The organism is Nevskia soli (assembly GCF_903970205.1).
Lineage (GTDB): Bacteria > Acidobacteriota > Terriglobia > Bryobacterales > Bryobacteraceae > Bog-113.
In genome coordinates, this window is sequence record NZ_CAJCHS010000206.1 from 1 (window position 1) to 11,989 (window position 11,989).

Annotated in this window: 13 protein-coding genes; 4 read left to right on the forward strand and 9 right to left on the reverse strand. The window is 60.6% G+C overall.

From position 1 onward, the window contains the following. A partial coding sequence (locus tag H1Y01_RS09210; protein WP_180540146.1) for a TAT-variant-translocated molybdopterin oxidoreductase occupies nucleotides 1-2,066 on the reverse strand: 2,066 nt, incomplete at its 3' end. Then, nucleotides 2,063-2,728 (reverse strand): cytochrome c3 family protein, encoded by a 666-nt coding sequence (locus H1Y01_RS09215; RefSeq protein ID WP_180540147.1) that lies wholly within the window; start codon nucleotides 2,726-2,728, stop codon nucleotides 2,063-2,065. The genes H1Y01_RS09215 and H1Y01_RS09210, both read right to left, overlap by 4 nt. Nucleotides 2,729-2,919: 191 nt before the next feature. On the opposite strand from H1Y01_RS09215, the gene H1Y01_RS09220 reads away from it, so the two are divergent. From H1Y01_RS09220 to H1Y01_RS09230, 3 genes are all read left to right on the forward strand, one after another. Beyond that, a complete protein-coding gene (locus H1Y01_RS09220) occupies nucleotides 2,920-3,312 on the forward strand; it encodes an FxLYD domain-containing protein (RefSeq protein WP_180540148.1) in 393 nt (130 codons plus the stop codon). 19 nt (nucleotides 3,313-3,331) lie between these two features. Then, nucleotides 3,332-4,612, forward strand: a complete 1,281-nt coding sequence (aroA, locus tag H1Y01_RS09225; protein WP_180540149.1) for a 3-phosphoshikimate 1-carboxyvinyltransferase — start codon at nucleotides 3,332-3,334, stop codon at nucleotides 4,610-4,612. 70 nt (nucleotides 4,613-4,682) lie between these two features. Next, a complete protein-coding gene (locus H1Y01_RS09230; protein WP_180540150.1) occupies nucleotides 4,683-5,579 on the forward strand; it encodes a hypothetical protein in 897 nt (298 codons plus the stop codon). Nucleotides 5,580-5,605: 26 nt separating this feature from the next. On the opposite strand, the gene H1Y01_RS09235 is transcribed toward H1Y01_RS09230, so the two are convergent. The 5 genes from H1Y01_RS09235 to H1Y01_RS09255 are packed head-to-tail and all read right to left on the reverse strand — an operon-like array spanning nucleotide 5,606 to nucleotide 9,014. After that, nucleotides 5,606-6,628, reverse strand: a complete 1,023-nt coding sequence (locus tag H1Y01_RS09235) for an ATP-binding protein (protein WP_180540151.1) — start codon at nucleotides 6,626-6,628, stop codon at nucleotides 5,606-5,608. Further along, a complete protein-coding gene (gene tmk / locus H1Y01_RS09240) occupies nucleotides 6,625-7,254 on the reverse strand; it encodes a dTMP kinase (protein ID WP_180540152.1) in 630 nt (209 codons plus the stop codon). The genes H1Y01_RS09235 and tmk overlap by 4 nt, the downstream gene beginning before the upstream one ends. Continuing rightward, nucleotides 7,208-7,981, reverse strand: a complete 774-nt coding sequence (locus H1Y01_RS09245) for a di-trans,poly-cis-decaprenylcistransferase (RefSeq protein ID WP_180540153.1) — start codon at nucleotides 7,979-7,981, stop codon at nucleotides 7,208-7,210. Before H1Y01_RS09245 ends, tmk begins: the two co-directional genes overlap by 47 nt. Before the next feature lie 35 nt (nucleotides 7,982-8,016). Next, a complete protein-coding gene (locus H1Y01_RS09250; protein ID WP_180540154.1) occupies nucleotides 8,017-8,391 on the reverse strand; it encodes a winged helix-turn-helix domain-containing protein in 375 nt (124 codons plus the stop codon). 11 nt (nucleotides 8,392-8,402) lie between these two features. Continuing rightward, a complete protein-coding gene (locus tag H1Y01_RS09255; protein ID WP_180540155.1) occupies nucleotides 8,403-9,014 on the reverse strand; it encodes a hypothetical protein in 612 nt (203 codons plus the stop codon). 117 nt (nucleotides 9,015-9,131) lie between these two features. Between H1Y01_RS09255 and H1Y01_RS09260 the strand changes: the two genes are divergently transcribed. Then, nucleotides 9,132-9,689 carry a YetF domain-containing protein gene (locus H1Y01_RS09260; RefSeq protein ID WP_180540158.1) on the forward strand — a complete coding sequence of 186 codons (558 nt, stop codon included), beginning with the start codon at nucleotides 9,132-9,134 and terminating at the stop codon, nucleotides 9,687-9,689. Between the two features lie 2 nt (nucleotides 9,690-9,691). On the opposite strand, the gene H1Y01_RS09265 is transcribed toward H1Y01_RS09260, so the two are convergent. Together H1Y01_RS09265 and H1Y01_RS09270 are read right to left on the reverse strand one after the other, a co-directional pair. Next, on the reverse strand, nucleotides 9,692-10,768 hold the full coding sequence (locus H1Y01_RS09265; RefSeq protein WP_180540156.1) for a hypothetical protein: 1,077 nt from the start codon (nucleotides 10,766-10,768) through the stop codon (nucleotides 9,692-9,694). Then, entirely contained in the window at nucleotides 10,765-11,862 is a 1,098-nt protein-coding gene (locus H1Y01_RS09270) for a hypothetical protein (protein ID WP_180540157.1), read from the reverse strand. The genes H1Y01_RS09265 and H1Y01_RS09270 overlap by 4 nt, the downstream gene beginning before the upstream one ends. Between the last annotated feature and the right edge of the window lie 127 nt (nucleotides 11,863-11,989).

Genomic DNA, 11,989 nt, shown 5'->3' on the forward strand with positions numbered 1-11,989 from the left:
GCGTAGACGGGCGCGTCGGAGGTCCAGATCTGATAGGCGTTGAAACCCGCGCCGTTTCCGGCTCGTCCCGATCGCGTGCGTCCCCAGCCGAGATGCACCGCGATGGCGTCGTCCGGCTGACCGGGCTGCACCCATACCGAAGCCCATACCGTGCGGCCGTTCAGGTTGAGCTCGACACGATCTTCGCTCCACAGCTTCAAACGGCGCGCGGTCGGGATGCTCATCAGCGCCGCGTTGTCCCAGGTCAGCCGCGTCATGGGACGGGGCAGTTCCTGCAGCCAGCCGTTGTTGGCGTAACGGCCGTCGTAGAGATACGGATCGGGGTAGAACGAGACTTCGAATGTTCCCTGCGGAGACGCGGGTTGCTGATTGGACGCGGGCGGAACTTTCGCCCCCGACATCGTCTTGACGGGAAGCGCCGAACCGGCAACCACGCCGTCATGCACGGACTTGCGCCACCAGGTGTCGAAATCCGCGCCGGGGTGCTGCTTTTTCCAGTAGTCTTGCAGCGTTTCGTAACCGGACTTCTCGTTGTTTTCAGTGAGCGCCGCGAGCAATTCAGACGGAGACTTCCCGCCGTACAACGGGATAATCAGCGGTTGAATGATGGAAACGGTTCCATCGAACGCGCGGGCGTCGCCCCACATTTCGAGTTCATGGGCTTGCGGGATCTGCCACTGGCAATATTGGGACGTCTCATCGTCGTAGAGACCCATGCGGATGCGCAGCCGCGCCTTCTGCAGCTTCTTCGCGAATTCCAGATCCGCGGGCGCATTGTAGGCCGGATTGCCGCCGATGATCATCAGCACATCGACCGCGTTGGCGTCGAGATCGCTCCCCAGTTGTTTCAAATCGGCGAGCTGATCGCTGGGATTCGCTTCCGGTGAATCCGTGAAGGTGACTGTCTTGCCGAAATTGCCGAGCGCTTCGTTGATCGCGAGCGCCAGGGCATGCACTTCCGCGCTTTGACTCTCGCCGGCGACGACGATGCTGGCGCCCTTGTTCGCCTGAAGGTCGCGAACCAGGGGAGCAAACCAATTTTGCGAAACGAACTTGCCGCCGGCGATCGCGCCGCCAACGCCCAGCGCGCCGGCAAGTTCGCGGGTGAACGGTTCGATATCCGACGGCTTTACGGGCCAGCGGTGATCGGCCTTCGATCCAGTCGGCGTCGGCGTGGTTTCCACCACGTACAGGCGATTCATATTCAAATCGCCCGTGCGAACCTGCCGCCGCTGCATGAAGTCGTGGGCGTAGCGCGTGGACGCCGGACCGGTGCAGAAGAAATCCGCATCGATCGCGAGCACGACCTGAGCCGCATCGAACTTGTAAACCGGATTGGTGTAGGCGCCAAACGCGAGACGCGTGCCCTCGCGCCGCCCTAGCCCAACCGGCTCCCACTGAATCCACTTCGCGCCCGGATAGAGGGTGAGCAGATCCTTGATCTGAGCGCCGAGCGTCGGCGAAGTGATCGTCTCGGTCAGGATGCGGATACCGGAGCCCTGCTTGCCGATCTGTTCCGCGACGACATCTTTGAACACGGTCAGGAACGAACCGTACGAGCGGATCTCACCCAGGAAATTGATGGACTGCGAGCGGTCCGGATCGTAGAGCCCCAGAACCGAAGCCTGCGTGGCAACATCGGTTGCGCCCAGGCTGGCCGGATGCGCCGGATTGCCTTCGATCTTGGTTGGACGCCCCTCGTTGCTTTCCACCAGCACGCCCTGCGCATAGCCGCCGGTTGTCGCCGCGCTGGCGAAGAACATCGGCTTGCCCGGATAGTAATTCTCGGGCTGCGTCACGTACGGCATGATGAACTCGGTCGGCTGCTTGGTGCAGGCCCCGAGCCCGGCTAACGCGAGCGAAGCACCCATCAGCTTCAGGAAGTCGCGGCGTCCGTCGCCGTCGGTCCATTCCGAGGCTTGCCGGGGGAACTCCCGGTGCAGATAGTCCTGAAACTCGTCGGTTTCCGCGATCTCTTCCAGGCTGCGCCAATAGTCACGGCCTTTCGCCCCTTCGAGGCGCTTCCGGATGGACTCGAGGTCCAGTTTTGCGGTGTGTTCGCTCATCGGTGACAGGTGTAGCAAGTATCTAACTTCTGAATGTGATATTCCTTCATGAGCCGCAACCCGATGGTGTGCTGGTCGGCGCCGGCATCGGTCTCAGGGTTGTAGCCCATTTTGGTGATGAACTCGCGCGGCCTTACGTAGTCCTGCGGATTGCGATGGCAGTTGAGGCACCAGCGCATCTCCAGGCTGTTTTGCTGGTACATCAACGGCATCTGGTCCACGCGTCCGTGGCAGGTTTCGCAGCCGACGCCCTTCTTGATATGGATGCTGTGATTGAAGTACACGAAATCCGGCAGGTCGTGAACCTTGGTCCACTGAATGGACTGATCGGTGCGGTAGCTGGCGCGCACGGGCTCCAGCGTCGGGCTGTTCACCCAGATCTGCGAGTGGCAGTTCATGCAGGTCTTGGTGGGCGGAACGTTGGCAAACCAGGAATTCTCGACCGACGTGTGGCAGTAGCGGCAATCGATTCCCATGGAGCCGACGTGGTGCGTGTGGCTGAACGGCACGGGCTGCTCACGCGCTTCACCCTGGCGCGTCGCATAGGACGAATCCGCGCCCAATTCAAATAAAATACCGCCGAGTCCCGCTACGGACAGCAGCCCAACGATGATCCCAAGCTTGGACAGATTGTTCGCGCTGTAGTGAAAGATCTGAGCCATCAGTTGTGAACCAACCCCGTATTATTGCTCATCGAAGTGCAATGGATTCGGCCAAACAGTACGCGTACGCCCCAGATTGCACGCTCCGATAAATGCGTCGAGCCCCCACCCGAAGGACTACTGTACCGCACCAGATTGGCCCTGTGTGGGTAAAACGCAATGCGGTTTTCTTTAAACTGAAAGTTCTCGCCATGCTTCGCTCTTTTGTCGTGATCTTAACGTGCGTATTTCTCTTGACAGCCGGTGCGGCGGCCGCCGGAAAGAAGCGTGCCGATATTCAGATTCTTGATTTCAAGGCGGAACGCGCGGACGATCTGATTTCCGTGCATGCAAAAGTAAAGAACGTCGGCGAGAGAACGCTGCAGCAGGTCAACATCATTTTCCGTTTTGTCGATACCCAGCATGCGACGGTGACGACGCAGCGTACGGCACTGGAAAAGCTTTCGCTCGCGCCCGGGGAGGAGAGTGAAATCGACGCGCAGATGCAGGACGCACCGCGCGCCGTGTGGGTGATGATTCTTGCGGAGCGCTCCGGCGGCGTCGAGACGCGCGTGGCCGGCGACGGACCGTATACGGTTGAATAGACCGCAGATGCGATAAAAGATGCAAAAAATTATTCAGCCGGCCGGGCAGCTCTCGGGCTCGCTCGATCTGCCCGGCGATAAGTCGATCTCGCACCGCTACGCGATTCTGGCGTCACTTGCGGAGGGCCGGAGCGTGATTCGGAACTTCGCTACGGGAGCGGATTGCCATTCTACTTTGGGTTGCGTCGGCGCGTTGGGGATTCCGGTTTCGGTTGAGGGTGCGACGGTTACCATCGAAGGCCGCGGGCTCGATGGATGGACTCGGCCCGGTTCGGATCTGGACGCCGGGAATTCGGGCTCCGCGATGCGGATGCTGGCGGGTCCGCTGGCTGCACAGCCGTTCTCCAGTTGCTTGATCGGCGACGAATCGCTGTCGCGGCGGCCCATGGATCGGATCATCGAACCACTCAGCAGGATGGGCGCGTTGATTGAGGCACGCGAAGGCCGCTTCGCTCCGCTCTCGATCGAAGGCCGGTCATTGCACGCGATTGATTACGCGTCGCCGGTGGCGAGCGCTCAGGTCAAGACGTGCGTGTTGTTAGCGGGGTTGTTTTGCGAGGGCGACACCGTGGTGCGGGAGCCGATGCGCACGCGTGATCACACCGAAATCGCACTGCGCGAGTTCGGCGCGTCCATCACGATCGCGCGGCGCGTTACGACTCTCACCGGCCGGCCTGCGCTGACGGGGCGTGAACTGACCGTTCCGGCGGATTTGTCATCAGCCGCGTTTTTCCTGGTCGCGGCGTCGATCGTCCCGGGCTCGCACCTGGTTTTGCGCGGGATTGGCTTGAATCCTTCGCGATCCGCGCTGCTCGACTTCCTGCTATCGGCCGGCGCGAGCATCCGCATCGTCAACATGGAGCATGTGAATGGCGAGCCGATCGGAGATCTCGAGGTCACAGGAGGCGCGCTGCGCGGCGGCGAGATCAGCGGAGAACTGGCGGCGGCTTTGATCGACGAAATTCCCGTGCTGGCGGTGCTTGGGGCGGTCAGCGACCAGGGCTTGGCCGTGCGGGATGCGAAGGAACTGCGGGTGAAGGAGACGGATCGCATCGCGACCGTCGTTGCGAATCTGCGCCGCATGGGAGTGAGTGCGGACGAAGCTCCGGACGGGTTTACCGTGCCAGGGCGTCAGCAATTTCGCGGAGCCACGGTCGATTCGTTCGGCGATCACCGGATCGCGATGGCGTTCGCGGTCGCGGCGTTGCGGGCGGAAGGGGAGACGGTCATCGAGAATGCGGAGGCTGCGTCGGTTTCGTTTCCTGGCTTCTATGAGTTACTGGAAAGCTGCCGTTCGTAGGCCACGTAGGGGAGCCGCGAGCTTAGTCCTGCTTCTTAGTATCTTCTTGTTCTCGAAACCGGGCTGCGGAATGGCCGCTTCGGTCGACTTGCTGAATTTCATCTATGTTAGTTCGGGCAATCTGAACAGCGTCAGGACGCTACTGAATAGCAGCGATATTTCAGGCGTGCAAGTGGTTTACACATGGAGGTTGCTCGAGACTTCCCCGGACAAATACAACTTTGCTCCGATCGAGCATGACCTTGAAATCGTTCGCCGGGCGCGCAAGAAACTGTTTGTTCAAATTCAAGATCGCTTCTTCGGCCCGGACGCCAAGAACGTGCCGCCTTATCTGCTATCGGACCCCAGATACGGCGGGGGAATCGTCTCGCAAATGGACAATCCCGGCGAAAACAAACCTCCGGTTTCCGGTTGGGTCGCTCAACAGTGGAATCCGCTTGTACGCCTCCGCTTTCAAAGCCTCTTGCGTGCCTTGGCGGCCAGATTTGACGGCACAGTCTATGGAGTTAACCTCCCCGAAACGGCCATCGATATAGATACAAAACGGGATCGGAGCGGATTTAGTTGCGACGGCTACTTTGACGCCGAACTGGATAACATCGCCTTGGCCCGGAAGGTTTTCAAACAGTCATATGTCGTGCAGTACGTCAACTTCTGGCCATGCGAGTGGAATAATGACCGCGGTTACATGAGCCGCCTGTTTGCGTTTGCCGCCGCAAATCGAGTCGGTCTGGGAGGACCCGACGTTGTTCCTTACCAAAAAAGCCAGATGCACAATTCATATCCGTTCTTCAACCGGTACAAAGGGAAGCTGGAGCTAGTCGCGATGGCGGTTCAAGAGCCCACGTTGACTTACCGGAACCCTAAGACAGGGCGGCTGTTCGCACACACGGAGTTCGAAGACTTTGCGCGCGGCTACCTCGGCGCAAACCTAATATTTTGGAGTGCTTCGGCCTGGCTTCGCTGAGCCTTGTGCAGAGCGGTGGCGCGAACTTAGTCCGAAAGCTCCAGCAGCAAATGATCGAGCGCGATCACTTTCTGGATGTTGCGCCGCACGAGTTCGAGGACGGCGTCGATCTTCGGCACCACCCGCACGACGCGCTCCGCCGGGAACTTCGACGCAATTGCGGTGAGTTCCGATTTCACATCGACGTTGCGAATTTCGCGCCGGCCGTTGTTAAGTAACAACACGTCGCGCAGCAGTTCATAAAGCAGCTTCAGGTAGATGTCCATCTTCTCGTTCTTGCTGCGGCCGATCGATTCCGACACCGGAATCCATTTCGCGAACGGCTGCAACCCCGCGGCAACGGAAAGCAAGAGCAGCATGGCCGCACGGCGCTTGGAGAAGAGTTCGAGATCCATCGTGAGCGCCAGCCCTGGGCTTCCGGCCGCAAGCGTAATCCGCCTTTCCGCATCCGTCAATGCGCGTGCGGCGGCGAACGCGCGCATGTCTTCCGGACCCAGCGGACTGAACGGAAACAACACCGAACGCGACCGGATGGTCGGCAGGAGATCATAGGCATTCTCCGCCGTTGCAATCAGAATCAGATACGGCGGCGGTTCCTCCAGAATCTTCAGCAACGAGTTGGCTGCCTGCTCATTCGCACGATCGATGTGATCGATCAAGAAGACGCGATACTTGCCTTGATTCGGCAGAAACTGCGCGCGCTCCTTCAACGCGCGCATCTGTGCGATCGTGATCTGGCGCAAAGGACCGTCCGGCGGAAACGTCAGAAAATCCGCTTGCGAGGCAAACAGCAGCGGGTCTTCGTTGCGCTTGTCGGCCGTCCATTTTTCACGGTCGGCAATCGTCTTCACGTTCTCCGGGAGGCTTAAGTCATCGCGCTCGATTAGCTCCGCGTGCGGCAGCAGCAGGGACGCAAAACGCCGCGCCAGCGTGGCCTTGCCGGTGCCTTCCGGCCCCGAAAACAGCATGGTCTGCGTGATTTGCTCGCGCGCAATCATGCCTTCGAGCGCGCGCACGACGTGCCGGTTTCCCCAAAACTTTTCAATCATCGATGCGTCACCACAGACCAGATTCGCTCCGCTACAACTTCAATTGACGCCCGGCCATCGATGACCTGAACTCTTTCGGGCTCGGCACGCGCGAGCCGCTGGTATCCATCGCGGACGCGTTCGAAGAACGCATGACTCTCTTCCTCGAGACGCGTTTCACGGGTTGCGTTTTCCGCGTTCCGGGCAAGCGCGCGAGCGAGGCTGGTTTCGAGATCGATATCGATCAAGAGCGTCAAATCCGGATAGAGGGAACCGCAGGCAATCTGATGCAGCTGGCGAATCGTGGCCTCGTCCACGCCGCGTCCGGCGCCCTGATAGACGATCGTAGAATCCGTGAACCGGTCGCAGAGCACGGTCGCTCCCCGGGCCAGCGCGGGCGCGATCACCTCGGCGCAATTTTGCGCGCGGCTGGCAAAGTAGAGCAGCAGTTCGGTGCGCGCGTTCAAAGCGTGCTGCCGGGGATCGAGCAGGATCGCACGGATTTCCCGCCCCGCCAGCGTGCCGCCGGGTTCAACCGTCTCGACGACATCTATGCCCTGCTCACGCAGCTTGCGCGCGAGAATCGAGAGCTGCGTGCTCTTACCGCAGCCATCGATTCCTTCGACGGTGATGAACGTCCCCGGCATTTGGAAACCACGATTGTCCCAGATGGTGGTTGTCTGGTACGCCGGCTGGAATGCCGCCGAAGCGCCGGTCGCGTTGGGCGAATGTTTCGGCTGCGCGCTGCAAATCCGCGGGCCTGAAATCGGGCCAGAGCCGGGGAGAAAACACCAGTTCCGCGTAAGCGCTCTCCCACAACAGGAAGTCGCTGAGGCGCTGCTCGCCGCCGGTCCGGATCAGCAGATCGACATCGTCGCCGATCGCGCGAGAGAATCCGTCGCGGGTCAGAGGCGCTTGCTGCGCCGCGTTGATAATGGCGTCGCGAGCCGAGTAGTCGATCGCCAGTTGCACGTGCAACTTCGATCCGCCGGCTGTCAACTGCTCGGCGTGAGTCACGGCCTGCAAGACTTCCGCGGGAAGGCGATCGCGGCGGCCGATCACCGAGATGCGAACGCCTTCCTCTACACAGCGCTGCGATTCGGTTGCGAGGTAACTGCGCATTAGAGTCATGATGGCCGTGACTTCCGCCGCCGGACGCGACCAGTTATCGGAAGAAAACGCATAAAGCGAGAGCTTCTGAATGCCGCACTGCGGCGCCGCTTCGATAATGCGCCTTGCGGACTGGGCTCCCGCCTGATGCCCGAGCACGCGCGGCCATCCGCGCGCGTTGGCCCAACGGCCGTTGCCGTCCATGATGATCGCGGTGTGATTGGGTCTTCTTGAAGTACTTTGCTTTGTAAAGTACAGCGGCATAGGTCACCTATCGTTCGGTCCGGCGGCTGTCGCGATTACGCCTGCCGCGTCGCCCGAATCAAACTTTCCATGTGATCGAGATACTTCTCCAGAGCGCGCCGACCCGAGGCTGTTAGTTTGTACTCGGTGCGCGGCACCCGGCCTTTGAACGTCTTCGAACAGCCAATATATCCGGCTTCTTCCAGCTTGCGGGCGTGGACGCTCAGATTGCCGTCGCTGGTGCCCAGCAGTTTCTTCAGCTCGTTGAACGTCAGCGCTTCGTTTACGGCGAGGGCGCTGAGGATACCGAGACGAGCGCGCTCGTGAACCAGGCGATCGATCCGGGCGGTCGCCTTCTCGGGAAACACCGCGCGCGGTTCTCCGCCGGTCAGTTCCGAAGGCTTCGATGCTGTCGCGTTCTTAGGAGCCATAGTAGAGCCTGTTAACCGCCGTACTTGACGGCGATGATCGAACCGAAAACGATCTGCAAACCTCCGAACGTTGCCGCCAGCCATGCATCGCTCCAGTTGAGGGGCGTAAACAAAGCCGCGACGCCGGCCGCGAGAAAACAAACTCCCATCAGGGGCACCAGGCGCACGGAGTACGCGCCACCGGCCACAATCCCGCAGCCATACAAGAGCAGCCAGATGGGGGGCGCAAGATCGACCGTGCCCGCACGCCAGAAGAAAAGCGTCAAAGCCGCGGCGGCCACAATCGATGGCAGCAGCGCCAGCACAAACTTCTTGCCCGGCCCGGCCAGCAGCGTGGTCCCCGACGCGCGGGCCTTGTACTGCGCAAACGCGAAACCGATCGCCACACCGAGGACCGCCTCCAAAGTCCAAACGGAGAGCCACGCGGTCGTTTCGATCCGCGAATGAGCGATCGCCGCGGCGACGATCGCGGTAACGCCCATCACGATACCGCCCCGCCCGGGGATGGCCGTGAACTGCCCGGCCTGTTCCATGGTGCGCCGGATGAAGCGCAGATTCGCGATGGCCTGCGAATCGATCGGCACGGGCGCCGCGTGAACGCGGATGGGTTTCACAGCTGCCATCTCAAGCAGTATACCGCCGGACGCCTGTCGAGTGCAATGTACTTTGCGATGTAAAGATACGCGATACTTCCAGCCGTGCTCGCCTACTCCGACTCTCTCCATACTGCTTTCACCGATATGTTCGTTCTCAAACTGCCGGTGATCGAGAAGATCGTGCGTCCGATATTGGTTTACCTGTCGCTCATCGTCTTACTGCGCGTGTTCGGCAAACGCGAATTGGCGCAGTTGAATCCCTTCGATCTCGTCGTCCTGCTCTCGGTCTCCAACACGGTTCAGAACGCGATTATCGGCGACGATAATTCGCTGGTCGGCGGGGTGCTGGGCGCACTCTCGCTATTCGGGATTAATTACGTCGTGATCCGATTCCTTTTCAAGCACCGCCGCATCGACCAGATCATGGAAGGCTCGCCCACCTGCCTGATCGAACGGGGCGAGGTCTGCCGCGGCGCGCTAGCGAAGGAACTGATGAGCGAATCGGAATTGCTTACCGTCGCGCACCGGCAGGGATTCGACACGCTGGAAGAGATCGAGACGTGTACTCTCGAACCGGGCGGGATCTTCTTCATCAAAGGACGCACGCCGTCGACGGACCAGCAGCGCTTTGAGCATCTGATGGCGAGGTTGAACGAGATCGACCAGAAGGTCGGGGCGCTGGTAAACCGCGAGGGCCGATAACGTCAGACCAGAACGACAAATCCGAGCATCGCCATCAGCAGAAAAGGAATCATCCCGGACGCTTTGGGATCATCGGACATCGAGATTTCCCAAACTCCGTCCTGAACCTTGCGGGTGGTTGCGGCTCCTTGCAGTTCGGGACTCTCCATGAACCCCGTCCACGGGTCAAGCTTCGCGATCACTCGCGCCTTTGTCACTCCGGAAGGCAGCCCGAACGCGACCGTGATTCCCGTCGCCCCGAAGTCGACATCGCCGGATATCGCGCTCAACATTCCGCCATCGCGCAAATGACTGATCCCCCAGAGCGGCGCATCGCGCCACGCGTACTTCCATTCGGGTAGCGTCTCCGGTAAGGCTCGCTGGTGCTTCGTTCCGCCGCGATTCGCAAGCATCTGCTCCAGGAAGCTTCGGTCGTTGCAAACGACAGCTAGGTCGGCGCCGAGGCGTGTCGCAAAGAATTTCTCGTCTTCCGGTTCGCCTTTTGGAGCACCGGAAACCCACACATCGTTGCTCAATATCGATTCATTCTTGGGTCTGGTGAACAAGGGATCCGGTAACGCCTCGGCGAAGGTGTAAACACCACATCCCTGGAACGAAATCATCCCGAGCGAGAGCGCCCCGTTCGCCTCGGCGGGGTGATTGCCGAACTGGCGAGCGGCCAGTACGGCCATCTGAACCGTCTTTCCCTGGAGTGAGTCGAAGAGAGTGCCGCCCTCAACTCCGTACAGCAAGCCGAGCACATAGGATTGGGCGCCTTGCAATGAAGTGCCTCGACGCGTCTCGTCATGTTTCGATAGGGTGATTGGCTGTGTCGCCACGACCAGAGTCTCTGTATCGGTGGGAAGCCAATCGAGGATCTGCGTGGTGAGTTTCGCCGCGCCCGCTGCCCCTTCTCGATCCCGGGCTTCGGCGACAGACTTGCGAAACTTGGTACTAATCTCTGAAGCCTGATCCCAGGCGCCGCCGGCGATCGCGGCTCGCAGGTCATCCAACTGTTGGACTAACGCGGGCTGCGAAGGAGGCGTCTGGGCCGCTAATCCCGCGCACGCGATCAAAGCCGCGACGGCCTGTATTCTCATTGATACATTCCGAAGCCCAGCATGGACATGGCGAAATCCAGGGGAAATTGACCCTCTTGTTGCGATTTCGGGTCTATTTCCCAGACGCCTGGACGCACAAGATGCAAGGTGAACGGCATCATCCCCTCGCTAAGACCTTGCGGCTTTGCATCGCTTAGGTAAGTAATCCTGAGTCCCGCCGGGCCACCGAATTGAAACGTCATGCCGATCGCCTCGCAGTTGGGTTCGGGTAGCCGCGCAGCCTCGCAACCGTGCTGTCCTTGCGCCGGCTTGGAGCGCGGAGAGTAGTGCCGCAAACCCCACATCGGCGAAGCTGGGTCGACGAATCTCCATTCCGGCAGGTCCGCTTTCAGCGCGCGATTCGAGGCCGGTCGCGACATTCGACCCAACAGTTCGCCCGCAAGCGCTTTCCGGTTGGTTAGCACGAGTAGATCAGGCCGCGCGAGCACGAACCAGTTCACATCTTCGTGCGCGGGGTCGGTGGTCCGAAAACCGGAGCGGACGCGCGCGGTTCCGCGCCATGCGGGGCGGCCTTCGAGCATCTCGTCGGGCGGCGGCGCGTCCACCGGCTTCGCGAGAAAATAGAAATAGACGACGTCCTGATCGGCCGTCATGACGCTGGGAACCGACCGATCCTCCGGGAGAGCGGCCAGCCCGCGAGTCGCAGCCATGACGAGCCGAACCGTTTGCTTGTCTAAGATATGCAGAAAACGGCCGTCGCTCAACACCGCGATTCGATCGACGCAGTAGGCCTTCGTGAAATCCTTAGACAGGGCTTCCGCCAGTCCTCGCCCATCGACTACGAACGCACGCTGATCGACCCAGAACGCTTCGGTGTCTGGAGGGAGCCACGCGAGCACGTCTTTTACGCGCTCCGCGGCATCGCGCACTAGCCATGCCCGGTAGCGCGCTTGAACCGCGTCGTCCAGCTTTTCCGCCTTCTCGGCGGCGATTGTCAACGAGTTTTGTTCGATCGCACTCTTTATGTCGCCGGCGGCCCGAAGCATCGCAGTCGGATCAGTCTCCTGGCTGAGACCTCGGAGGCAAAGTAGCGCGAGGCCGAGAACCGGACGCATCATAAGCTGTTTCCACATTGCACCACCCCTGCGGTCTGTTTTCAAGCCGTTGCAGAGCCGGCGCGAACGCAAACCGTGTAAACTGAGAACTTCGGGCCGTGGCGCAGCCTGGCTAGCGCGCTTGCTTGGGGTGCAAGAGGTCCCG

Bases quoted from the DNA above. Each gene is read 5' to 3' on its own strand.
- H1Y01_RS09215 (WP_180540147.1), bottom strand. From the start codon at position 2,728: ATGGCTCAGATCTTTCACTACAGCGCGAACAATCTGTCCAAGCTTGGG.
- H1Y01_RS09220 (WP_180540148.1), top strand. From the start codon at position 2,920: ATGCTTCGCTCTTTTGTCGTGATCTTAACGTGCGTATTTCTCTTGACA.
- aroA (WP_180540149.1), top strand. From the start codon at position 3,332: ATGCAAAAAATTATTCAGCCGGCCGGGCAGCTCTCGGGCTCGCTCGAT.
- H1Y01_RS09230 (WP_180540150.1), top strand. From the start codon at position 4,683: ATGGCCGCTTCGGTCGACTTGCTGAATTTCATCTATGTTAGTTCGGGC.
- H1Y01_RS09235 (WP_180540151.1), bottom strand. From the start codon at position 6,628: ATGATTGAAAAGTTTTGGGGAAACCGGCACGTCGTGCGCGCGCTCGAA.
- tmk (WP_180540152.1), bottom strand. From the start codon at position 7,254: ATGCCGGGGACGTTCATCACCGTCGAAGGAATCGATGGCTGCGGTAAG.
- H1Y01_RS09245 (WP_180540153.1), bottom strand. From the start codon at position 7,981: ATGCCGCTGTACTTTACAAAGCAAAGTACTTCAAGAAGACCCAATCAC.
- H1Y01_RS09250 (WP_180540154.1), bottom strand. From the start codon at position 8,391: ATGGCTCCTAAGAACGCGACAGCATCGAAGCCTTCGGAACTGACCGGC.
- H1Y01_RS09255 (WP_180540155.1), bottom strand. From the start codon at position 9,014: ATGGCAGCTGTGAAACCCATCCGCGTTCACGCGGCGCCCGTGCCGATC.
- H1Y01_RS09260 (WP_180540158.1), top strand. From the start codon at position 9,132: ATGTTCGTTCTCAAACTGCCGGTGATCGAGAAGATCGTGCGTCCGATA.
- H1Y01_RS09265 (WP_180540156.1), bottom strand. From the start codon at position 10,768: ATGAGAATACAGGCCGTCGCGGCTTTGATCGCGTGCGCGGGATTAGCG.
- H1Y01_RS09270 (WP_180540157.1), bottom strand. From the start codon at position 11,862: ATGTGGAAACAGCTTATGATGCGTCCGGTTCTCGGCCTCGCGCTACTT.